The following is a 20,095-nucleotide window of genomic DNA, read 5'->3' as shown; positions in this document are numbered from 1 at the left end:
GACCATTGCCATGCGTATCAGTACCGTCACCATCTACGAACAGAGCATGGGCTCCATGAACCGCCAGCAGGGCGACTTCCTCAAGGTGGGCCAGCAGATTGCCTCCGGCCGCCGGGTAGTCAATCCCTCCGACGATCCCCAGGCCGCCTCCCGGGCGGTGCAGGTGTCCCAGGCCCTGGCGGTCACCCGGCAGTATGCGGACGCCCGCGTCGGCGCCCGTAACGCCCTGGCCCAGGAGGAGAGCGTGCTCAACAGCGTCAGCGACGCCATCGCCAGTGCCAAGACCCTGATGGTCCAGGCCGCCAGCGACACCCTCAGCGACGCCGACCGCGCCTCCGTTGCCAGCGAGCTGCGCGGAATCTACGAGACGGTGATAGGCCAGGCCAACGCCACCGACGGCAACGGCCGCTACCTGTTCGGGGGCTATCAGGACGGCAGCGAGCCCTTTGTGCGCGTCGCCGATGGCCGTGTCAGCTATGTCGGCGACAGCAACAGCCGCCAGGTGCGCATCGACGCCTCCCGCCTGCTGCCGGTGGCGGACAGCGGCAGCGCGGTGTTCCAGAGCGTACCCGCCGGCGCCGGCTATGTGGCTGAGGCGGATGCCGGTAACAGTGGCAGCGTCACCTTCAGGGGGCCCAACGTCGTGGACGAGAGCGACCCCGGCTACGGCGGCGCCTTCGATATCGCCTTCGCCGTGTCCGGCGGCGCCGCCACCTATTCCGTCAACGGCGGTCCGGCGCAGCCCTACGAGGAAGGTCAGGCGATCAGCTTCGGCGGCCTGTCCCTGACCCTCGACGGCAGCCCCGCCGACGGCGACCGCATCACCCTGGACAGGGCGCAGAACAGGAACACCGACCTGTTCAGGACTTTCGAGAAGGCCCTGGCGGTACTGGAGCAACCGGCCGGCACCGATGCCGAGCGGGCCGCGCGCAAAAACACCCTCAGTACCGTCATGCGCGAGTTCGACAACAGCCTGGACAATGTGCTCACCACCCGCGCCTCCGTCGGGGCGCGCCTGAACGAACTGGACGTGGTGGACTCGGTGGCCGGCAACCGGCTGCTCAACTACGAGCAGACCCTGTCGGACCTGGTGGACCTGGACTATGTGGAGGCCATCTCCGAGTACAGCCTGCGCCAGGTAGGCCTGCAGGCGGCACAGAAGGCCTTCGTGGATATCAAGGGCATGAGCCTGTTCGACCGGATCTGATCCGGGGCACACACCTCCCTGGAGCCTGCCTGCAGGCGAACGGCTATGCAGCACCGATCTTTCTTTTCGCTTGCGGACAGGCTCCTACAGGGCACGCCGATCCGCCGCGTTGTCACAGCGGCGCCAGCGCCTCCACCAACTGCTGCAGGAACCCGAGCCCCTGGCCGAAGAGGTGCTGCAGGAAGCGGCCGAAATCCGTCATCAGCACCGTCAGTAGGAACAGGCCCAGGGTCAGGGAGGTGGGGAAGCCCACCGAGAAGACGGTCAGCTGCGGCGCCGAGCGGTTGAGGATGCCCAGGGACAGGTTGACGATCAGCAGCGCCGCCACCACCGGCAGGGCCAGCAGCAGGCCGGAGGCGAAGATGGTGCCGCCGTAGCGCACCAGCAGGTCCAGGCCGGCCGGGTTGAGGCCGGTGTAGCCGATGGGCAGGGTGCGGAAGCTGGCGGCCAGGGTGTCGATGACGATCAGGTGGCCGTTCACCGCCAGGAACATCATCAGGGTGATCATATTGAAGATGCGCGACAGCACCACCGTGTTGGCGCCGTCCGGACTGACGAAGGTGGCGAAGGCCAGGCCCATCTGCAGGCCGATATACTCCCCCGCCGCCTGCACCGCGCTGAACATCACCCGCAGCGCCAGGCCCATGGCCGCGCCTATCAGGGTTTGCTCCACGACGATGCCGAGCCCCGCCCAGGACCACACCGGTGCCTCCGGCAGCGGCGGCAGGCCCGGCGCCACCGCGGCACTGAGCAGTGCCGCCAGCCCTATCTTGACCCGCACGGGAATGGCCGTGTGGCCCAGCAGCGGCGCCGCCATGAAGAAGGCCGAGATGCGCATGAAGGGCCACAGGAAGGTCACCAGCCAGCCGTGCAGTTGGGCGAAGGTGATTTCCACCACCGCTCAGGAGACCAGGAAGGGGATGTTCTGGAACAGGGCGCGGGTGTAGTCGGTGATCAGCGCCAGCAGCCAGGGGCCGGCGATCACCAATACCGCGAACACTGCCAGTATCTTGGGGATGAACGACAGGGTCATCTCGTTGATCTGGGTGGCGGCCTGGAACAGGCTCACCAGCAGGCCCACCAGCAGGGCGGTGACCAGCATGGGCGCGCCCATGTAGAGGGTCACCATCATGGCCCTGTAGGCGATGTTCATGACGGTTTCCGGACTCATACGAAGAAGCTCTGCGCCAGGGACCCGACCAGCAGTTGCCAGCCGTCCACCAGCACGAACAGCATCAGCTTGAAGGGCAGGGAGATGGTGGCCGGCGGCACCATCATCATGCCCAGCGCCATCAGCACGCTGGCCACCACCAGGTCGATGATCAGGAAGGGAATGAATATCGTGAAGCCGATCTGGAAGGCGGTCTTCAGCTCGCTGGTGACGAAGGCCGGCAACAGCACCCGCAGGGGAGTCTCCTCGGGGCTCTGCAGCGGGCCGACCTCCGCCAGGCGCGCGAACAGGGCTATGTCCGGCTCGCGGGTCTGGGCCAGCATGAACTGCCGCAGCGGCTGGCTACCGCGCTCCAGCGCCTGCTCCAAGCCGATCTCGTCCGCCGCCAGCGGCTGCCAGGCGCTGGTGTAGATCTGTTCCAGCACCGGCGACATCACGAAAAAGGTCAGGAACAGGGTCAGGCCCAGCAGCACCTGGTTGGGCGGCGTGGCCTGGGTGCCCATGGCGGTGCGCAGCAGGCTCAGCACTATGATGATGCGGGTGAAGCAGGTCATCATCAGCAGCACCGCCGGAATAAAGGCCAGGCTGGTGAGCAGCAGCAGCGTCTGCAGCTTGATGGACCACTGCTGGCCGCCGTCCGCGGTGGGCTGGCTGACGATGCCGGGCAGGCCTGTCTGGGCCCAGGCGCCGTCGGCGAATACAAGGCCCAGCACAAGGAGCGCCGCCGGGCGGCACAATTTCTGGAGCGGCATCACAGGCTGCTCCCCCGGCCGCCGAGGTTCTGCCCCAGGGCGCGGGCAAAGCGGCTGGCGAAGCTGTCGCCGCCGTTTTCCGCGGCTGCCCCTTCGGGGGAAGGAGCTTCCGGCGGCGCCGGCAGTTGGTGCAGTTTGCTCACCCTGCCGCCGCCCACCCCCAGCAACAGCCAGGTGCCTTCGACTTCCATCACCACCACCCGCTCCCGCGGGCCCACCGCGCGGCTGGCGATCACCTTCAGGGCCGGGTTGGCGGCGCCCTGGCCGGGGCCCAGGCGCCGCAGCAGCCAGCCGCACAGCAGGATCAGCCCCACCAGTCCGATCAGCACCAGGGTGGTCTTGCCCAGTGCGGCCATGCCCGGCAGGGCTTCGCTGGCGTTGGCGCTCGTCGGGTTCATCGGTTCAGCTTCTGCACGCGTTCCTGGGGGGTGACTATCTCGGTGATGCGGATGCCGTACTTGTCGTCTACCACCACCACCTCGCCCTGGGCGATCAGGTAGCCGTTGATCAGTATGTCCATCGGCTCGCCGGCCAGGCCGTCCAGTTCGATCACCGAGCCCTGGGCCAGCTCCAGCAGCTGCTTGATGGTGATGCGGGTGCGGCCCAGCTCCACGCTGAGCTTTACCGGTATGTCCATCACCATTTCCAGGTCGCGGGCGGCGGTGCCGGCAACCCCCTGTTCCAGGGGTTTGAACACCTGCTCGCCGGCGCTGCGCGCACCGGCGTCGGCACCTTCCACACTTTCGGCGGACTCCTGTTCCGCCAGGGCCTCGGCCCAGGGATCGGCGTCGCTCAGTTGTTCGGCCATGGCCGCCGCCCAGCTTTCGCCACCGCTGTTCTCTTCGGTGCTCTCTCCGGTCTTCTCTTCGGTTTTCTCGGCGTCGCTCATTGCTCGCTCTCCTCGCTCTTGGGCATTGCCCCCTCGATGAAATTGCCGGCGCCGAGCACCGTGCGCCCGCCGTTGCGCTCTATCACCCTGGATACGCGCAGGGCGCGCTGGCCGTTGCGGCTGCCGTACTCGCACTCCAGCACCGGCACGCCGTCCACCCGCGCGGTGACCGTGCCGGGCAGGTCCAGGGGCAGCACGTCCCCGCACTTCAGGTTCGTGACCGCGCCGATGCGGCTCGGCAGGCTGGCGAACTCGGCCACCAGTTCCACTTCGGACTGGCGTATCTCGCCGGCCATGCGCCGGTTCCAGGTCTTGTCCCCCGCGCTGCGGCCGTCCGCCACCGGGTTGGTAAGCAGGTCGCGCAGCGGCTCGATCATCGAGTAGGGCATGCAGATCTGGAAGTGATCGGACAGGTTGCCCACTTCCAGGTGGAAGGTGGTGTTGACGATGATCTCGTTGGGCGAATTGGTGATATTGGCGAAGCGTGCCTGCAGCTCGGAGCGCAGGTAGCGGATGTCCAGTTCGTACACAGACTGCCAGGAGTCCCTATAGGCGCCGATGGCCAGGCGCAGTATGCGCTGGATGACGCGCTGCTCGGTGTTGGTGAACTCGCGCCCCTCGGAGCGGGTGACGAAGCGACCATCGCCGCCGAACAGGCTGTCCACCACCATGAACACCACGCTCGGCGGGAAGACCATCAGGCCGGTGCCGCGCAGGGGTTTCATGGAGATCAGGTTCAGGTTTGTGGGCACCGGCAGGTTGCGGGAGAAATCCTTGAAGCTCTGGTAGCGCACCGATTCCACGGTGATATCGGCACTGCGGCGGATCAGGTTGAACAGGCCGACGCGGAAATGCCGCGCGAACCGCTCGTTGATGATATCCATGCTGTGCAGCCGCTCGCGGATCACCCGCTGCTGGGTGGCCGGGTCATAGGGCCGCATCTGCGGTGCCGAACTGGCGGTGCCGGTGTCGGCGCCGTCCCCGGGGCCGTTCAGCAGGGCGTCGATTTCTTCCTGGGAGAGCAGGTCGTCCTGGGCCATGGTCTGCCTTCCCTTATTGCACGATGAACTCGGTAAAGAGGACGTCGTCTATGTGGAGTTCGGGCTGGTGCCTGGTCATGGGTTCCGCCAGTGCGGCGAGAATACCGGCGGCCAGCTCGCGCTTGCCCTCGGGGCTGGCCAGTGTTTCCGGGCTCTGGGCCGAGTGCAGTATCAGCAGGCGGCTGCGCACCTGGGGCATGTGCTCGAGGAGGAATTCCCGGGTGTCCTCGTCGCCCACCTGCAGTGACAGGCCCACGTACAGCAGGCGGCCGTAGAGGTCGCTCTGCAGGTTGACGGTGAAGGGATCTATCTTGACGTAGATGGGATCGGCGGGACCCTCGGGTTCCTGCCCCTGTTCTTCGACAGCGGAGTTGCCGCCGTCGACGTCCCTGAGCAGCAGGTACATATTCATCGCCACCAGGGCGGCGATCAGTGCCACCGCCACTACCGCCAGCCACACCAGGCCGCGCGGTTTGCTAGCTGTCTCTGCCATTCACTTGCGCCTTCTACCGGAAATTCACCAATCGATGGCGAGGGAGTATGCCGGCGGTGCGGGCGGGGGAATCCGAAGAAAAGGGCGCCGTATTGGGCTTATCTCGGCGTTTAGGTGCCGGGCGCTTTGGAAGCGGCACCGGCAGTCAAGCAGGATGGGCAAAGGAGCGCAGCGACGTGTCCATCAACGAGGGACGATGGGTACGCTGCGCTTTGCCCATCCTAGTCTCTGGCATAGAGTCCTCGCGGTTGTTTCGCGCAACGCATCCTTCAGCGATATATAGCGCGAACCCGTTGCGGTCTCGCCCCGTATCCCACCTCTACTGCCTAGGCGTACAGATCCACGCCGCCGATGCGGCCGGCAGTCGCGGCAGTTGTGGGCGCCGCGGGGGCTGTTTCCAGTGACAGTTCACCTTCACCGGCCGGGCCGCCGGCGTGGTCCCAGGCCTCCGGCGCCCGCTGGCGCTGCTGCTGTTGTTCGCCCACGCTGGCCTCGCCCAGGGCGATGCCCTGCTGGGCCAGGGCTTCACGCAGCTGGGGTATAGCCTGTTCCACGGCGCCGCGCACCGCGGCCTGGGCTGAGAAGAACTGGGCCCGCGCCCCCTGGTCGTCCACCGTCAGGCTCACCGATAGTGGACCCAACTCGCGGGGGTTCAGCTGCAGTTGGACACGGTCTTCGCCGCGCTGTGCCAGCTCCACCAGCTGCTGGCCCAGCTCCTGTCCCCAGGGCGGGCTGGCCAACGGGGACTGCAGGCTAGGGGAGACGGTGGGCGCGGCTGGGGTGGGCTGAGTGCCCGGGTTGGGGCCGGAAAGGGGCACCGTCGCAAACGCTGCGCCTGGCGATGTGGTCTCCACCGCGGCGCCCCCCGGGGTGGCCGTTCCCTCTGCGCGGGCCAATTCCGAAGCGGGCCTGTCGGCGGTCGCTGCCGGGACTGCGGCGCCGGCGGCCTGCGCGGCCTGGACCCGCAGAGTCGCGGTTTCCGCCGCGACAGCGGTATCCCGCAGGTGTGCGCCTGATTGTGGCTCGCTGAGTCCCGGGGGGACAGTCGCGGACAGCTGCACCCCAGGGGAGCCGGCTTCCGCCCCCTCGCCGGGCACCGGCGTGGAAAAGCTCTGGGGGGCGGGTGCCGGGGCGAACGGGATTGCGAAGGCTATATCCGTCTCCGCGACCTGGTCTTTGGCGCCGCTGTCTTCACCGGCGACTTCTGACGCGGCAATAGCCGGCGCCGCGACTGCGCCGCCGGGGAGCGGCGGCAGCGGGGCGGGCTTTCCGCCCGTCGTGATTGGGTGGATTTCGTCGAGCAGGCCTGCGGTCGCGGCCGCGCTGTCATCGGCGGCAGCCTGCAGCAGCCGGGCGAAGGACCCGCCGCCGGTCGGGCCGGCCGCTGCGCCGCGGACCCCGTCGCCATCCCCGACCGGCAGCCGGGCGAGCAGTGCGGTGATATCCATGGTCTTTCTCCTTATTGGGGATTGGGGCCTTCCGCGCGCCGGGCGAGGAGGTTCTGGGTCATTTCGTCGGCCTGCTGGCGCTCGCGTCTCTGCTCCCGGTGGCGTTCGCGCTCCGCGCGGCGCGCGGCCAGGGTGCTGTAGGACGACAGCTGGCGCTGCCGCTGCTGCCAGTGCTCGCGGCTGGCGGCGAGCCTCTCCTGCTGCTGCGCCAGGGCCTCGCGGGCGCGGTCTATGGCGCTGTCCAGCGAGCGGATAAATCGGCTGTAGTCGTCCAGGCTGGCGGCGCTGATGCCACGGCCCATGGCCTCCTGCAGGCGCTGGCAGTATTCCCGCCGGTACTGCTGCAGTGTCTCCAACTGCGCGGCGGTAGCTTCATTGCCGCGCAGCTCCTCGGCGAGCAGGCTCCCGGCGCTGTCGCGGGCCCTGCGGCTCTGGTCGATCAGTGTGTCCAGCGGACCGGGTGCGCCCATGGCTCAACTCCTACTGCGGCTTTTCCTGTTGATTGGCGAGGAGGGCCGCCATGGCCCGCTGCGAGTCGTCGATGCCGGCGCGCTCGCCGATGTCCTGCTGCAGGAAGGCCTCCATCCGCGGGTACAGTTGCACCGCCAGGTCCAGCTGCGGATCCTGGCCCGGACTGTAGGCGCCGACGCTGATCAGGTCGCGGTTGCGTTGGTAGCGCGAGAAGAGTTGCTTGAAGCGCTGCGCGTTGCGCTGCTGTCCGCCGTCGGTGATTGCGGCCATGGCGCGGCTGACGGAGGCCTCTATATCGATCGCCGGGTAGTGGCCCGCCTCGGCCAGGGTGCGCGACAGCACTATGTGGCCGTCGAGGATGGCGCGGGCCGAGTCGGCGATGGGGTCCTGCTGGTCGTCGCCCTCGGCGAGCACGGTATAGAAAGCGGTGATGGAGCCGCCGTTCTCGCCGTTGCCGGCCCGCTCCACCAGCCCCGGCAGCCTGGCGAACACCGACGGCGGATAGCCTTTGGTGGCCGGCGGCTCGCCGATGGCCAGGGCGATCTCCCGCTGGGCCATGGCGTAGCGGGTCAGGGAGTCCATGATCAGCAGCACGCTCTGGCCCCGGTCGCGGAAGTACTCCGCCACCCGGGTGGCGTAGGCGGCACCCTGCAGTCGCTGCAGCGGCGAGGTGTCCGCCGGCGCGGCCACCACCACCGAGCGGCGCAGGCCCTCCTCACCGAGGATATTATCGATAAAGTCCTTCACCTCGCGGCCGCGCTCGCCGATCAGCCCCACCACGATGACGTCGGCGCTGGTGTAGCGGGCCATCATGCCCAGCAGCACCGACTTGCCTACGCCGGAGCCGGCGAAGAGTCCCAGGCGCTGGCCGCGGCCGACGCTGAGCAGGCTGTTGATGGCGCGTATGCCGACGTCTATCGGAGCGTGGATGGGCGTGCGCGCCAGGGGATTCAGCGGCGCCGCGGCAAGGGCGCCGCAGTCGCCCTCGGGAAGTGGCGCGCCGCCGTCCAGGGGGCGGCCGCTGCCGTCTACCACCCGCCCCAGCAGGGCCTCGCCCAGGGGGAAGCGGCGCGCGCCGGCGCTGCCAAGGGCGAAGACGCGGGCGCCGGGCGCCAGGCCGCCTATCTCCGCCAGCGGCATCAGGTACAGCCTGTCACCGGAAAAACCCACCACCTCCGCCTCGGCGAAGACCGGCTTTTCGCCGCCGCCCTGGGGGAAGAGTTCCACGCGGCAGCCGCTGCCCAAGGGCACCTGCAGCCCCACGGCCTCCAGCACCAGTCCAGTGGCGCGCACCACCCGGCCGCTGGCGCGGTAAGCAGGCAGTGCCGCCACCTGTGCGGTGGCACGGCGCAGGGTCTGCCGCCACTGATCGCTGTGGGCTTGTGCGGCGGCAGCGGTCACGCTCGATCCTCCGCACCGCTGGCCGTAGCGCGGACCTGTCGGCGCACCCGCTCCAGCAACTGCTCCCAGCGGGTTTCCCGGCTGGCGTCCAGCTCCCCGGAAGGGCCCGTCACCCGGCAGCCACCGCGACTGAGGCGCGGGTCGGGCCTGGTCTGCCAGCCGCTGGCGGCGAGTTCGCGCTCCAGTTCGGCCTCCACCAGGGGCAGGTCTTCCGGGTGCAGCCACAGGCGCGAGCCGCCGTTGAACATCGGTTCCTCGCGCAGCAGGGTGCGCACCAGTTCCGCCACCTGTCCGGGGCGGGCCTCGAGGGCGTCGCCGGCAAGCTGCCGGCCCACGGCCAGGGCCAGCTCCGCCAGGTCCGCGGCCATCTCCACATCGAGGCGGGCCAGGGCGTCGCTGAAATTCTCTGCCAGTCCGGCCAGGGGCTGCAGCATCTCCCGGCGCCGGCGTTCGCTCTCCTCCTCGCCGGCGCGGCGACCCTCCTCCATGCCCCGGGCCAGCCCCTCCTCGCGGCCGGCGTCGAAGCCGGCCTGCCAGCCCTCCCGGCGGGCCTGCGCGCGGGCCTCTTCCAGCTGCGCCCGCTGTGCCTCCCGGCGCTCGGCGGCCCGGCGCCGATCGCTGTCACCGCCCAGTTCGCCCAGTTCGTCCATGCGCCAGGTGCGCCAGGGAAAGGCTTCAGACATAGACCTCGTCCCCGCCGCTCAGCACTATCTCGCCGCTGTCCGCGAGGCGGCGCACCACCTGCAGTATCGCCTTCTGTTCGCGCTCCACCTGGGACTTGCGGATGGGACCGCTGGCCTCCATGTCCTCGCGCAGCAGGGTGCCCGCGCGGCTGGACATGTTGCGCAGGAAGTGTTCCACCAGCTTGTCGTCGCTGCCCTTCAGGGCCACCACCAGGGACTTGGTGTTGATCTCCTTCAGTAGCAGCTGTATCGCGCGGTCGTCCAGTTCCAGCAGGTTCTCGAACAGGAACATCTCGTCGATGATCTTCTGCGCCAGGTCTTCGCTGTGGGCGCGCACCCGCTCGATCACCGTCTCCTCGGCGCCGGAGTTCATCAGGTTCAGTATCTCGGCGGCGGTGCGCGCGCCGCCCATCTTGGCGCGCTTCAGGTTCTGGCCGTCGAGCATGCTGGAGAGCACCTCGGTGAGTTCCTGCAGGGCCGCGGGCTGTACGCCGCTGAAGGTGGCGATGCGCAGCACCACGTCATCGCGCAGCTTGTCCTCGAAGTACTCGAGTACGGCGGCGGCCTGGCGGCGCTCCAGGTGCACCAGAATGGTGGCGATGATCTGCGGGTGTTCGTCGCGGATCATCTCGGCCACTGTGTTGGCGTCCATCAGGTTGAGGGCGTCTATGCCGGAATCGGCGCTGCTCAGGTCGAGGATGTCCTCCAGCAGGCTGGAGGCGCGCTCGTTGCCCAGGGCCTTGGTGAGTACCGCGCGGATGCGGTCGCTGGAGTAGAGGTTGAGAGCGGTGAACTCCTCGGACTCGTCGTAGAAATCCTGCAGCACCACGCGCATCTCCTCGTGGGAGACACTGGTCAGGGAGGCCATTTCCTGGCCGAGATCCTGCACCTCTCGGGCGGACAGGTGCTTGAACACCTCGGCGGCGCTGTCCTCGTCCAGGGCCAGCAGCAGTATGGCGCTGCGCCGCAGGCTACTCAGTGGGCTTCGTTCAGTCATTCCGGTTTATCCAGCTGCGCACGATCATGGCCACCATGGCGGGGTCTTCTTTGGCCATCTCCTGCAGGTCCTTCAGGTTCTGCTCGTAGGCCGAGGAACGGCGCCGGCGGCGCGGCGGCGGGCTCTCCTCCTCCGCGGCCTCGGTGAGCCCGCCGCTCTCGGCCGGGGCGCCCTGGGGCAGGGCCGCAGGGGGCGTCCGGCTGGCGGCGGGCTCCGCTTTCAGCCGGGTGTACCTGTCGACCAGGGGGCGCAGCACCCAGCGGAAGAGCATCAGTGCCGCCAGGCCCGTCAGCAGGTAACGGGCCAGGCTGAGCAGCAGCTGCTGCCAGAAGGGATTCCTGTGCCAGGGAATCTCCGTTTCGGCGACCGCCTCGCCGGCGGTGGTAAAGGGACTGTTGACCACTTCCAGCCCGTCGCCGCGGCTTTCGGAGTAGCCCATGGCCTGGCGCACCAGTTGCCCGACGCGCTGCAGTTCCTGGTCGGAGAGTGGCACCCGCTCCATGCCGCCGTCGTCGGCGACGACCTCGCGGTAGTTGACCACCACCGCCGCCGACAGCCGCTGTATCTGGCCGCGTTGGCGCTGGATGTGGGTGATGTTGCGGTCCACCTCGTAGTTGACCAGCTGCTCGCTGCGCAGGCGGCCCTTATCGTCCGCCTCGCCGCCACCCTGGTCAGCCGCCTCCGCGTCGCCGGGCAGCTGGATCGGGGAGGCGGCGGCACCGGGCGGGGTGTTGGTGAGAGCGCCGGGAATGCCGCCTATAACGGCGGCGTCGCCGTCGAAGTCAGTGTTGCGCCGGGCACTGCGCACCGCCGCCGGTTGGCCGTCCTGGTTGGGTGTGTAGCGTTCGCTGGTTTCCTCTCGCCGGTCGAAGTCGATTTCCGCCACCACCTGGGCGCGCACATTGCCGCTGCCGAGGATCGGTTCGAGGATGCTCTCGATGCGCTGCCGGTAGTGGTGCTCCACGTCGCGCACATAGTCGAGGCGGGTAGCGTCCAGGCCTATGCCGTCGGCGGGGCGGGACAGCAGGCGGCCGGCCTGGTCCACCACGGTGACATTCTCCATCGCCAGGTCGGGTACGCTGCTGGAGACCAGGTGCACTATGGCGCTGACCTGGCCCTCGCCGAGGGTGCGGCCCGGTGCCAGGGTCAGCACCACCGAGGCCTTGGCCGGCTCGCGGTCGCGGATGAATACCGAGGGTTTGGCCATGGACAGGTGCACCCGGGCGCGGGAGACCGGGCCCAGGGATTCGATGGAACTGGCCAGTTCGCCCTGCAGGCCGCGTTGGAAATTCACCCGTTCGGCGAACTGGCTGACGCCGAAGGCCTGCTTGTCCATGATCTCGAAGCCGGCGTTGGCACCCTCCGGCAGGCCCTGCTCGGCGAGCTGCAGGCGCAGCCTGTACACCTGGTCGCCGGGCACCAGCAGGGTGCGGCCGCCCTGGCTGAATTCGTAGGGAATGGCGCGGCTCTCCAGCTCGCTGATGATGCGGCCGCCGTCCGCCTCGCTTAGGTTGCTGTAGAGCACCCGGTACTCCGGCGCTCCGGCCCACATCCACAGGGCTGCCACCAGGGCGATGGCGGCGGCGCCGGCCACCAGCAGCGGTACCAGGGGGTTGGCGAGCAGCCGCGTCGGCAGCTGGTTCAGCGCCGGCGTCGACGCGCCCTGGGCGGACTGGACGGCGCTGCTCATGCCGCGGCCCCGCTGTGGCAGTCGGCGATGTCGCGGCGCGTTGGTCTTCTATATAGAGGCATTGCTGCTGTGGTTGATCCTGGCGGCTGATAACACTGCGCTGATTATGGCGAGCCGGAATCCGGGCAAAGGGAAGAAAAGCCCGTTTTTTTGCCGCCATTTGCCCGCTTGGGTCCGGCTGGGGCGCTGGTACCTTAGCTTCGGAATCCAACAGAGGCAGCGACCATGACCAGTCCCGCAATCGACAGCGTAATGAAGCAGATGCACCGCCTGGCCGGTGAGGCCGCGGGCGCGGAAAAGCGCCTGGACCTGGCGGTGGGCGGCGGTTTTGCCGACGCCCTGCGCGGGAGCCTGGAGCGCATCAACGAACTGCAGAGCCTGAGTGGCGACATGAGCCGCGCTTTCCAGTCCGGCGAACCGGGCGTGGCCCTGCACGATGTGATGATCGCGGGGCAGAAGGCGAGTGTCGCCTTCGAAATGGGCGTGCAGGTGCGCAACCGGCTGGTGAATGCCTACAAGGACATCATGAACATGCAGGTCTGATTGGGGTGGCACCAAGTTAAGCCATTTGTTTTTGTAGGATGGGCAAAGAAGCGAAGCGACGTGCCCATCTTCCATGGCGCTGATGGGCACGCTCCGCTTCGCCCATCCTGCGAACTCCTACAGCGCACTCCGCTCAGGCCTCGAGACTCAGCAGCCGACCCTTTACTTCCTCCAGTCGCTGGGCCGCGTTCAGCGCCTCCTCCGGCGGTATCTGCCGGATCAACTCGCCGCTCTCCCGATCCACCAGGCGGATGATGATGCGGCCGCTGTCCTCACTGGTCTCGAACTGCACCCCGTAGTTTCGCAGCACCCCGTTGACCTGCTGCACCGCTTTCACCAGTTGCTCCCCCGATAGGGTGCGGGCTTCGGAGGGGCTCTCGTCTCCGTCCGCTTCCACCGAAAACTGCGCGAGTACTTTTTCGACGCGCTGGCGGGCGGCCAGGTAGGAGAATTGAGAGGGCAGGGAGGCATTGCTATCCACAGGCGTGGGCATGGTCAAAATCCTTCTGTATCCGCGATAGACAGAGCGTTGCAAAAAGGTATCGACCGGCGGGAGAAAAACTTTATCGAAGAGGCGTCGTCGGGGAGGCAGTAAAAAGGGCCCCCGGGGAGGAGGCCAAAGCTTGGGTTGGTCCCAATGAAGGGAGGGGGTTAGCCGAGGAGGGAGAGTACGCCCTGGGGTACCTGGTTGGCCTGGGCCAGTACGGAGGTGCCGGCCTGCTGCAGAATCTGCGCGCGGGTCATGTTGGACACTTCCACCGCGTAGTCGGCGTCCTCGATGCGGGAGCGGGCCGCGGACAGGTTGGTTTCGGTAGTGCTCAGGTTGTTGATGGCGGACTCGAAGCGGTTCTGCATCGCACCCAGGTCGGAGCGCAGGGAGTCCACGTCACTCAGGGCCGAGTCCAGGCTGGACAGGGGGCTGGCGGATTTCTGCGACAGGGCGGTGTCGGCGTCCACGGTGACGGTGAAGTTACCTTCGTTGGTGCCGTCGGTATCGGTATCTGCGCCGGCATCCGCCACGGCAAAATTGGTTACGGCGTAGGTGTTGGTGCCGTCGGTAACAAAGCGGTTACCCGCATCGTCGGTGTTCAGGGTGTAACCGGCAAGCGCATTGCCGTCGGCGTCCTGGATGGTCATGGTGCTGTTGGCGGCATCGTATTCGACCGTGGTATCCGTGTCGCTGGTGAAGGTGTCATTGTCGGCCACGGCGGTCAGCGTGCCCTCGTAGCCGTTCACGTTGTAGGTATCCAGGTTCAGGGTCTGGGAGTTGATCTCCTTCAGGTTCATGGTGATCTGTTCGCCGTCGTTGGCGCCCACCTGGATGGAGAAGGCGCGGTCCTGGGCCAGCACCTTGACACCGTTGAAGTTGGTCTCGCCGGAGATGCGGTCTATCTCGGACAGGCGCTGGTTGATTTCGTCCTGGATGGAGTTCAGGTCACTCTGGGAGTTGGTGTCGTTCTGGGCCTGCACGCTCAGCTCGCGGATACGCTGCAGGTTGTCGTTGACCTGGTCCAGGGCGCCCTCGGCAGTCTGGGCCACGGAGATGCCGTCGTTGGCGTTGCGCTGGGCCTGGGACAGGCCGGTGATCTGTGCGCTCATGCGGTTGGCGATCGCCTGGCCGGCGGCATCGTCGGCGGCGCTGTTGATGCGCAGGCCGGAGGACAGGCGCTCCATGGAGGTCTGCAGGGCGCTCTGGGATTTGCTCAGGTTCTGCTGGCCGATCATGGCCGTGATGTTGGTGTTGATTACTGACATATCGATGTCCCTTGTGTTTCACCGTTTGGTTTGTGGAGCAACGGCCGGGCCGTTACCCAGTCTTTCGGCCGTTCGTCGGCTCGCTTTAGGGGCGCGCGGAAAAAACTTTTTCCGCCGGCGCCGGAGGGGCCGTTAAAGAAGAGCGAAAGACGAATGGTGCTTACTTACTACCGGGTCGGAAGCAAAGAATACCCCTCTCCCGGGACACGCTGTGAATACGTCCCTGTACGCTCGTAATCGGCATCCCTGCCTCATACGGTCCCGGGAGAGGGGTATTCTTCCCTTCCGCCTTATTAGTAAGCCGAAGGTCCGCATTTTTATAGGATGGGCACGTCGCTATGCTCCTTTGCCCGTCCCACAGGGACAATTGGTTCAACTAAGTGCCATTCGAGCGAAAGAAGGCTGCGGGGCTAAAGTCCCGTTCCGCCGGGCCGATAACCGGAAAAAGCGCGTATTGCCGGGCTTAATCGACGGCTTCCCTCCGCTCCGGCAGGTCACAATGGAAGGGAGCGCACAGAAGCTATCAAACTGAGGAAATCACATGGCCAGCATTTCATCCCTGGGCATCGGCTCCGGACTGGATTTGACCAGTCTCCTCGACCAGCTGGAATCCGCGGAGCGCCAGCAACTGACCCCGATAGTGCGAAAGCAGCAGAGCTACCAGGCGAAGATCTCCGCCTTCGGCAAGCTGGAGAACGCCCTGAGTTCGTTTCAGGAAACCGCGGCCAGGCTCGCCGACGCCGGGAACTTCCGGGCGGTGAAGGCCGATATCAGTGGAGAGGCGCTCACCGTTTCCGCCAATGAAGATGCCGTGGTGGGCAGCTATGACATCGAAGTGACGCAAAAGGCCCGCAGTTACAGCATCGCCACCGCGGGCCTGGCGGACAAAACCGGAACCCTGGGTGCCGGCAGCATCGATTTCACCCTGGGCAGCGGCGAAACCTTCAGCGTGGACGTCGGCGAAAGTGAGAGTTCACTGGAGGGAATTCGCGATGCGATCAACGGCGCCGACACCGGCGTCAGCGCGTCGATCATCGACGACGGCAGCGGCCAGCCCTACCGCCTGGTCCTCTCCTCCACCGATACCGGCACCGAGGCGGCGATCACTTCGATGAGCTTCACCGGGCTGGGCGGGAGCCTGGCCCTGGATGCAACCACCGAGATACAGGCGCGCAACGCCCAGTTGAAAGTCAACGGCATCGCCATCGAGAGCCAGGGCAACCGGGTCGAGGGGGCCATTCAGGGCGTCGTGCTGGATATCGCCGAAACCGCCACCGCCACCCTGGACATCACCCGGGACACCGAAGCCGTCGGCAAGGATATCGGGAGCTTCGTCTCCGCCTACAACAAGCTGCAGGACACCCTGTCCCAACTGACCGACTACGACAGCGCCACCGGCAGCGCGGGGACGCTGCTGGGCAACGCGACGGTGCGCGGTGTGGAATCCCGGCTGCGCGGCCTGATGGGCCAGGCGCTGGAGGGGACGGGGATCAGCACGCTCAGCGAACTGGGCATCAGCCTGCAACTGGACGGCACCCTGGAAACGGATGACGAGGCGCTGGACGAGGTGGTGGCGAACCGGCTCGGGGCCCTGTCCGATTTCTTCGCCGGCGGCGAGGGTTTTGCCGGGCGTATCGAGACCGCGCTTGCCGACATGCTCGGGGAGGATGGTTCCCTGGAAAATGCCACCGAGGGGCTGGAAAACAGTATCGAGGGACTCGCGGAGCGCTACGAGCGCACCGAGGCCAGGATCGGGGAGACCATTGCCCGCTACCGGGCCCAGTTCACCCAACTCGACAGCCTGATCGCGCAGATGAATTCCACCAGCTCCTACCTCACGCAACAGTTCGAGGCGCTCAGCGCACAATTGGATCAATAAGCAGGGAGTAAGCCATTCATGAGAGTTAGCAGAGCAGCCGGCCGCGCCCGCGGCGCAGCCGCCTACGCCCGGGTCGGGGTGGAAAGCGACGTGATGTCCGCCAGTCCGCACCGCCTGATCACCCTGTTGTACGACGGCGCCGACACCGCCATCCGCACCGCCGCGGTACATCTCGGCGACGGCAACAGGGCGGAAAAGGGCAGGGCGATCTCCAAGGCCCTGGATATCGTCAACAAGGGCCTGCTGGCCGCCCTGGACCGGGAGCGCGGCGGCGAGCTGGCGGATCGGATGGCGTCGCTGTACGACTATATCGCCCGGCTGTTGCTCAGGGCCAACCTGCGCGACGACGCCGGGGCGCTGGAGGAGGCACGACGCCTGCTCGAGGACCTGGGCTCCGCTTGGCGTGAAATAGATCCGAAAAGCGGACAGGGGGCGCAATGAAGGACGCCCTCTCTCCTGTCCCGTCTTCGCCGGAACGCCTGCTGGCGGCCTATGCGAGCCTGCTGGCGCGCTCCACCCGCATGCTCGCCTGCGTGCGTGAAAAGGACTGGTTCACCCTGGTCGAGGAGCAATCCCACTATGTCATCGAGTTGGAGTCCATCTCCAAGGCCGAGAGCAGTGTCCCCCTCGGCGAAGAGGAGAGGGGGCGTAAGGCCGCCCTTCTGGAGCGGATACTGGAGCAGGATTTGGAGATCCGTCGCGCCCTGCTGGAGCGGCGGCAGGAACTGCAGAAACTGATCGGCGTATCCCAGCGCAAGCGCGACCTGGCCCGTTCCTATGGCGTCCGGCGCGTGGCCGACCTGGGACAGTCGTGAGCGGAATTACTCCGATTCTGGACACCCTGCTGCACCAGGTCCTGGGCAAGCGGGTGGACACGGCCCCGGCCCGGCAAGCGACGGCGCCGGTGCACCCGGTATTGTCCGCGCAGGCGGTGCAGGCCTCGCACAGCGATTCCCGCCTGCACCCGCGCGCGCCCCTGGCGGATCAGGCTGCCGGCGGCGGCCGCATCGGTTCCGGGCCCGCGCGGGCGGAAGCCGGAGCGGACACCGGCGGCGGCCGCGCCGGAGTACCGCTGGCCCAGCCCGGACCGATTTCTGTGCGCACAGAGTTCAGCACCACCGCGCGCGCCATCGCAGACCTGTTGCTGAGCCTCCCGTCTTCCCCTTCCGCAATCCGCCCGTCCGCGCCGCTGCTGCCCGTGGCCGTTGCCGCGGAGCCGGCGCAGCTGGCTCAGCAATTGCGCGCCAGCGTGGAAAGCAGCGGGCTATTTTACGAGTCTCACCTGGGCCGCTGGTATCGCGGCGAGCAGGGGGGCGAGGGGTTGTTGCGGGAGCCGCAGATGCGCCTGACCCGGGCGCCCCGACACACGACCGCGGACCCGCAGGGCCGTGCGGCCACTGCAGCGGAGGGCCTGCCCGCACGCCCGCCGGGCAGCGCAGCCGCCGCAACCGGGGCCATGCCGCTGGCAGCCAGGGCGACGGATGCGGGCGTGGGTGCCGGTACTGGAGGGGGTGCGAGCGTCGATATGGATCAGGGGGGCGCCGCGCAGAGGGTCCCGCTCGACCGGGCTGCCGGGGAGTCCCTGCAGGGGCTGCTGCGCCACCAGTTGGAGATGCTGGCCGCGCCGCTAGTGCGCTGGGAGGGGGAGGTCTGGTCCGGAATCACCATGGCGCTGCTGTTGCACCCGCCCGAACAGCAAGGGGCCGGGGAGGGCAGCGAGGACGCCAGCGGCGATCAGGTGCAGTGCGAGGAGGACGGCTGGCAGTCCAGTATGACCCTGGACCTCCAGGGGCTGGGCGAGATAGGGATTCGCCTGGGGCTACACGGCGAGCGTGTCGACCTGTCACTGTCCACAGCCTCCGCTGAACTGGCGGCGCGCCTCGATAGCGCATCCGCACATCTGCGCGAGCGGCTCGGCGCCCTGGGGTTCGGCGAGGTGATTCTGAAAGTGAAAACGCAAGGCTAATATGGATAGCCAGCACCGGGATGAACGCCGGCGTGCCGTAGCGCTGGCCTACCGTGACGTCGACGCCGCGCCCCGGGTGGTGGCGCGGGGATATGGCGAACTGGCGGATCGCATTGTCGCCGAGGCCCAGCGGCAGGGCATTTTCGTCCACGACGCGCCGGAACTGGTGGCGTTGCTGATGCGGCTGGATATCGACGAGCGTATCCCGCCGCGCCTCTACCAGGTGATCGCGGAGTTGCTGGTGTGGGCACGGCAACTAGAAACCGCGGAGCGCAACAGGGAAGATTGAAAAATGTGACGCAGTTCATAGAAGCGATCTTGGTGGGGCAGATTGGTCGAAAATGTCTGCATAGTCAGAATAAATTATGCTAACTTGCGTTACTAACGTGACACGCATCACAAAGATAATGTTACATGGTTATCATTTTGAGCGTTTGATTCTAAAGCCAGTGCTTCGCCAAAATGGCGAAAAACATAAATTATTCGTGGTTTCTGTAGATTTTGGGCAAAATTTTTTCTCGGGGGCGGTGTGGCTTCTGCACGGAGCTGCTGCCGGCGGGGACCCCTCCCCGCCCTCTCGGGGATTTGAAGACTTATAAGAGGTATCCCCCTAGGGGACCGACCAGAGGAGAAAGGATTGTGGAAATGCTCAGCGCCGTAGATGAAATCCAGGACATCAACCTCAGCTATCTGCTGCTGGCCCAGCGTCTTCTCAAGGAAGACTACACCACGGCCCTGTTCAGGCTGAAAATCAAGGAATCCCTGGCCCGGGTGCTGGTGTCCCTGACCGCAAAACAGCTGACCCGGCTGGCGCGGACAAACCAGTTGCTGTTTCGCCTGCACTTCGACGATGCGGACCAGCTCGCCAAGCTCACCAATAACAAGCGCGCGGAGAACCTGGGCCACATACACACGGCCCTGTTGATGTCGTCGAGCGCGAGCTAGGGGGCGGTCGTGTCCGAGAAAAGCCTGGTCAATGAAATGCAGCAGGTACAACTCGCCATAGAGCTGATCGAGCTGAATGCGCGACTGCAGGTATTGGAGTCGGAAACCGACCTGAGCCGGGGGCGCCTGATCCGCCTCTACAAAGAGGTGCGGGGCATGTCCCCGCCCAAGGGCATGCTGCCGTTTTCCACCGACTGGTTCATCACCTGGCTGCCCAACATCCACTCGTCGCTCTTCTACGGAATCTACCTGCGGCTCACTGAGGAGCAGGGTTGCGAGCGTATGGAGGGCCTGATCAAGGCCTACCGGTTGTACCTGGAGCAGGTGGAGCTGGATGGTGAGGAGCCGGTTCTCGGACTGACCCGCGCCTGGACCCTGGTGCGCTTCTTCGAGAGCGGTATGTTCGAACTCTCCTCCTGTACCAGTTGCCAGGGCAGGTTCGTCAACCACGCCCACACACCCAGCCAGGATTTCGTCTGCGGCATCTGCCAGCCGCCTTCCCGGGCCGGCAAGACCCGCAAACGCCGGGCCGGGTCCGGCGACACTGAGCGGGAACAGTTGGCCGCCGAAGCCTGACGTCTGCCGCCCGCGGAGTGCCGTTTTCCCGCTGCCGGGAAACGGTATTCCGCTCTTCCAACTCCGCCCCGCCCCTCTCGGTTGTTCCTCTTCAGTTTCTAGCCCGTGGGCTTCCCTGCCCGGACTTCTTTATTTCCCATGCCCTCAAGTCCGCCCACGGCCTGCCGATAGTTTTCTTACATGCATTTA

Annotated in this window: 24 protein-coding genes; 9 read left to right on the top strand and 15 right to left on the bottom strand. The window is 66.7% G+C overall.

The features are described from left to right. The first annotated feature begins 10 nt into the window (after positions 1-10). The gene (gene flgL / locus AC6R19_RS01910) at positions 11-1,207 is read left to right on the top strand and encodes a flagellar hook-associated protein FlgL (RefSeq protein ID WP_500577788.1); all 1,197 of its coding nucleotides are present in this window, start codon (positions 11-13) and stop codon (positions 1,205-1,207) included. Between the two features lie 112 nt (positions 1,208-1,319). On the opposite strand, the gene fliR is transcribed toward flgL, so the two are convergent. From fliR to fliF, 13 genes are all read right to left on the bottom strand, one after another. Next, complete coding sequence (gene fliR / locus AC6R19_RS01905) at positions 1,320-2,102, bottom strand: flagellar biosynthetic protein FliR (RefSeq protein WP_500577787.1); 783 nt, start codon at positions 2,100-2,102, stop codon at positions 1,320-1,322. 6 nt (positions 2,103-2,108) lie between these two features. Then, positions 2,109-2,378: a flagellar biosynthesis protein FliQ gene (gene fliQ / locus AC6R19_RS01900; protein WP_500577786.1), complete on the bottom strand. Its 270-nt coding sequence runs from the start codon at positions 2,376-2,378 to the stop codon at positions 2,109-2,111. After that, positions 2,375-3,130: a flagellar type III secretion system pore protein FliP gene (gene fliP / locus AC6R19_RS01895; RefSeq protein WP_500577785.1), complete on the bottom strand. Its 756-nt coding sequence runs from the start codon at positions 3,128-3,130 to the stop codon at positions 2,375-2,377. The genes fliQ and fliP overlap by 4 nt, the downstream gene beginning before the upstream one ends. Beyond that, positions 3,130-3,528, bottom strand: coding sequence for a flagellar biosynthetic protein FliO (gene fliO / locus AC6R19_RS01890; protein ID WP_500577784.1), 399 nt, complete (start codon positions 3,526-3,528; stop codon positions 3,130-3,132). The genes fliP and fliO overlap by 1 nt, the downstream gene beginning before the upstream one ends. Beyond that, on the bottom strand, positions 3,525-4,019 hold the full coding sequence (gene fliN / locus AC6R19_RS01885) for a flagellar motor switch protein FliN (RefSeq protein ID WP_500577783.1): 495 nt from the start codon (positions 4,017-4,019) through the stop codon (positions 3,525-3,527). Before fliN ends, fliO begins: the two co-directional genes overlap by 4 nt. Beyond that, entirely contained in the window at positions 4,016-5,059 is a 1,044-nt protein-coding gene (gene fliM / locus AC6R19_RS01880; RefSeq protein ID WP_500577782.1) for a flagellar motor switch protein FliM, read from the bottom strand. The genes fliN and fliM overlap by 4 nt, the downstream gene beginning before the upstream one ends. A 13-nt stretch (positions 5,060-5,072) precedes the next feature. Next, a complete protein-coding gene (gene fliL, locus AC6R19_RS01875; protein ID WP_500577781.1) occupies positions 5,073-5,552 on the bottom strand; it encodes a flagellar basal body-associated protein FliL in 480 nt (159 codons plus the stop codon). A 326-nt stretch (positions 5,553-5,878) separates the two neighbouring features. Next, positions 5,879-7,000, bottom strand: coding sequence for a flagellar hook-length control protein FliK (locus AC6R19_RS01870; RefSeq protein ID WP_500577780.1), 1,122 nt, complete (start codon positions 6,998-7,000; stop codon positions 5,879-5,881). An 11-nt stretch (positions 7,001-7,011) separates the two neighbouring features. Then, entirely contained in the window at positions 7,012-7,470 is a 459-nt protein-coding gene (fliJ, locus tag AC6R19_RS01865) for a flagellar export protein FliJ (protein WP_500577779.1), read from the bottom strand. Positions 7,471-7,480: 10 nt separating this feature from the next. Next, the gene (fliI, locus tag AC6R19_RS01860) at positions 7,481-8,872 is read right to left on the bottom strand and encodes a flagellar protein export ATPase FliI (protein WP_500577778.1); all 1,392 of its coding nucleotides are present in this window, start codon (positions 8,870-8,872) and stop codon (positions 7,481-7,483) included. Further along, positions 8,869-9,555: a FliH/SctL family protein gene (locus tag AC6R19_RS01855; RefSeq protein ID WP_500577777.1), complete on the bottom strand. Its 687-nt coding sequence runs from the start codon at positions 9,553-9,555 to the stop codon at positions 8,869-8,871. The genes fliI and AC6R19_RS01855 overlap by 4 nt, the downstream gene beginning before the upstream one ends. Further along, entirely contained in the window at positions 9,548-10,552 is a 1,005-nt protein-coding gene (gene fliG / locus AC6R19_RS01850) for a flagellar motor switch protein FliG (protein WP_500577776.1), read from the bottom strand. The genes AC6R19_RS01855 and fliG overlap by 8 nt, the downstream gene beginning before the upstream one ends. Beyond that, entirely contained in the window at positions 10,545-12,242 is a 1,698-nt protein-coding gene (gene fliF / locus AC6R19_RS01845) for a flagellar basal-body MS-ring/collar protein FliF (RefSeq protein WP_500577775.1), read from the bottom strand. Before fliF ends, fliG begins: the two co-directional genes overlap by 8 nt. Before the next feature lie 225 nt (positions 12,243-12,467). Between fliF and fliE the strand changes: the two genes are divergently transcribed. Next, positions 12,468-12,785: a flagellar hook-basal body complex protein FliE gene (fliE, locus tag AC6R19_RS01840; protein WP_500577774.1), complete on the top strand. Its 318-nt coding sequence runs from the start codon at positions 12,468-12,470 to the stop codon at positions 12,783-12,785. 133 nt (positions 12,786-12,918) lie between these two features. On the opposite strand, the gene AC6R19_RS01835 is transcribed toward fliE, so the two are convergent. Both AC6R19_RS01835 and AC6R19_RS01830 read right to left on the bottom strand, forming a co-directional pair. Further along, entirely contained in the window at positions 12,919-13,278 is a 360-nt protein-coding gene (locus AC6R19_RS01835; RefSeq protein ID WP_500577773.1) for a flagellar protein FlaG, read from the bottom strand. A gap of 158 nt (positions 13,279-13,436) precedes the next feature. Continuing rightward, positions 13,437-14,540, bottom strand: coding sequence for a FliC/FljB family flagellin (locus AC6R19_RS01830; protein WP_500577772.1), 1,104 nt, complete (start codon positions 14,538-14,540; stop codon positions 13,437-13,439). Between the two features lie 541 nt (positions 14,541-15,081). Here AC6R19_RS01830 and fliD point away from each other — a divergent pair. The 7 genes from fliD (at position 15,082) to flhC (ending at position 19,906) form a co-directional block, all read left to right on the top strand. After that, complete coding sequence (gene fliD / locus AC6R19_RS01825) at positions 15,082-16,419, top strand: flagellar filament capping protein FliD (protein WP_500577771.1); 1,338 nt, start codon at positions 15,082-15,084, stop codon at positions 16,417-16,419. An 18-nt stretch (positions 16,420-16,437) separates the two neighbouring features. Then, positions 16,438-16,860 carry a flagellar export chaperone FliS gene (fliS, locus tag AC6R19_RS01820; protein ID WP_500577770.1) on the top strand — a complete coding sequence of 141 codons (423 nt, stop codon included), beginning with the start codon at positions 16,438-16,440 and terminating at the stop codon, positions 16,858-16,860. Then, positions 16,857-17,234: a flagellar protein FliT gene (locus tag AC6R19_RS01815; protein ID WP_500577769.1), complete on the top strand. Its 378-nt coding sequence runs from the start codon at positions 16,857-16,859 to the stop codon at positions 17,232-17,234. The genes fliS and AC6R19_RS01815 overlap by 4 nt, the downstream gene beginning before the upstream one ends. Further along, positions 17,231-18,385: a flagellar hook-length control protein FliK gene (gene fliK, locus AC6R19_RS01810; RefSeq protein ID WP_500577768.1), complete on the top strand. Its 1,155-nt coding sequence runs from the start codon at positions 17,231-17,233 to the stop codon at positions 18,383-18,385. The genes AC6R19_RS01815 and fliK overlap by 4 nt, the downstream gene beginning before the upstream one ends. Position 18,386: 1 nt before the next feature. After that, positions 18,387-18,674 carry an EscU/YscU/HrcU family type III secretion system export apparatus switch protein gene (locus tag AC6R19_RS01805; RefSeq protein WP_500577767.1) on the top strand — a complete coding sequence of 96 codons (288 nt, stop codon included), beginning with the start codon at positions 18,387-18,389 and terminating at the stop codon, positions 18,672-18,674. Between the two features lie 356 nt (positions 18,675-19,030). Beyond that, a complete protein-coding gene (gene flhD / locus AC6R19_RS01800) occupies positions 19,031-19,330 on the top strand; it encodes a flagellar transcriptional regulator FlhD (protein ID WP_500577766.1) in 300 nt (99 codons plus the stop codon). A 9-nt stretch (positions 19,331-19,339) separates the two neighbouring features. Further along, a complete protein-coding gene (gene flhC, locus AC6R19_RS01795) occupies positions 19,340-19,906 on the top strand; it encodes a flagellar transcriptional regulator FlhC (protein ID WP_500577765.1) in 567 nt (188 codons plus the stop codon). Positions 19,907-20,095: the final 189 nt, after the last annotated feature.

This window comes from Microbulbifer sp. SE14 (assembly GCF_059834885.1).
This window is presented reverse-complemented; position numbering and strand designations above follow the sequence as displayed.

Coding starts and splice junctions, on each gene's coding strand:
- flgL (WP_500577788.1), top strand. CDS start 11: ATGCGTATCAGTACCGTCACCATCTACGAACAGAGCATGGGCTCCATG.
- fliQ (WP_500577786.1), bottom strand. CDS start 2,378: ATGAGTCCGGAAACCGTCATGAACATCGCCTACAGGGCCATGATGGTG.
- fliP (WP_500577785.1), bottom strand. CDS start 3,130: ATGCCGCTCCAGAAATTGTGCCGCCCGGCGGCGCTCCTTGTGCTGGGC.
- fliO (WP_500577784.1), bottom strand. CDS start 3,528: ATGAACCCGACGAGCGCCAACGCCAGCGAAGCCCTGCCGGGCATGGCC.
- fliN (WP_500577783.1), bottom strand. CDS start 4,019: ATGAGCGACGCCGAGAAAACCGAAGAGAAGACCGGAGAGAGCACCGAA.
- fliM (WP_500577782.1), bottom strand. CDS start 5,059: ATGGCCCAGGACGACCTGCTCTCCCAGGAAGAAATCGACGCCCTGCTG.
- fliL (WP_500577781.1), bottom strand. CDS start 5,552: ATGGCAGAGACAGCTAGCAAACCGCGCGGCCTGGTGTGGCTGGCGGTA.
- AC6R19_RS01870 (WP_500577780.1), bottom strand. CDS start 7,000: ATGGATATCACCGCACTGCTCGCCCGGCTGCCGGTCGGGGATGGCGAC.
- fliJ (WP_500577779.1), bottom strand. CDS start 7,470: ATGGGCGCACCCGGTCCGCTGGACACACTGATCGACCAGAGCCGCAGG.
- AC6R19_RS01855 (WP_500577777.1), bottom strand. CDS start 9,555: ATGTCTGAAGCCTTTCCCTGGCGCACCTGGCGCATGGACGAACTGGGC.
- fliG (WP_500577776.1), bottom strand. CDS start 10,552: ATGACTGAACGAAGCCCACTGAGTAGCCTGCGGCGCAGCGCCATACTG.
- fliF (WP_500577775.1), bottom strand. CDS start 12,242: ATGAGCAGCGCCGTCCAGTCCGCCCAGGGCGCGTCGACGCCGGCGCTG.
- fliE (WP_500577774.1), top strand. CDS start 12,468: ATGACCAGTCCCGCAATCGACAGCGTAATGAAGCAGATGCACCGCCTG.
- AC6R19_RS01835 (WP_500577773.1), bottom strand. CDS start 13,278: ATGCCCACGCCTGTGGATAGCAATGCCTCCCTGCCCTCTCAATTCTCC.
- AC6R19_RS01830 (WP_500577772.1), bottom strand. CDS start 14,540: ATGTCAGTAATCAACACCAACATCACGGCCATGATCGGCCAGCAGAAC.
- fliD (WP_500577771.1), top strand. CDS start 15,082: ATGGCCAGCATTTCATCCCTGGGCATCGGCTCCGGACTGGATTTGACC.
- fliS (WP_500577770.1), top strand. CDS start 16,438: ATGAGAGTTAGCAGAGCAGCCGGCCGCGCCCGCGGCGCAGCCGCCTAC.
- AC6R19_RS01815 (WP_500577769.1), top strand. CDS start 16,857: ATGAAGGACGCCCTCTCTCCTGTCCCGTCTTCGCCGGAACGCCTGCTG.
- AC6R19_RS01805 (WP_500577767.1), top strand. CDS start 18,387: ATGGATAGCCAGCACCGGGATGAACGCCGGCGTGCCGTAGCGCTGGCC.
- flhD (WP_500577766.1), top strand. CDS start 19,031: ATGCTCAGCGCCGTAGATGAAATCCAGGACATCAACCTCAGCTATCTG.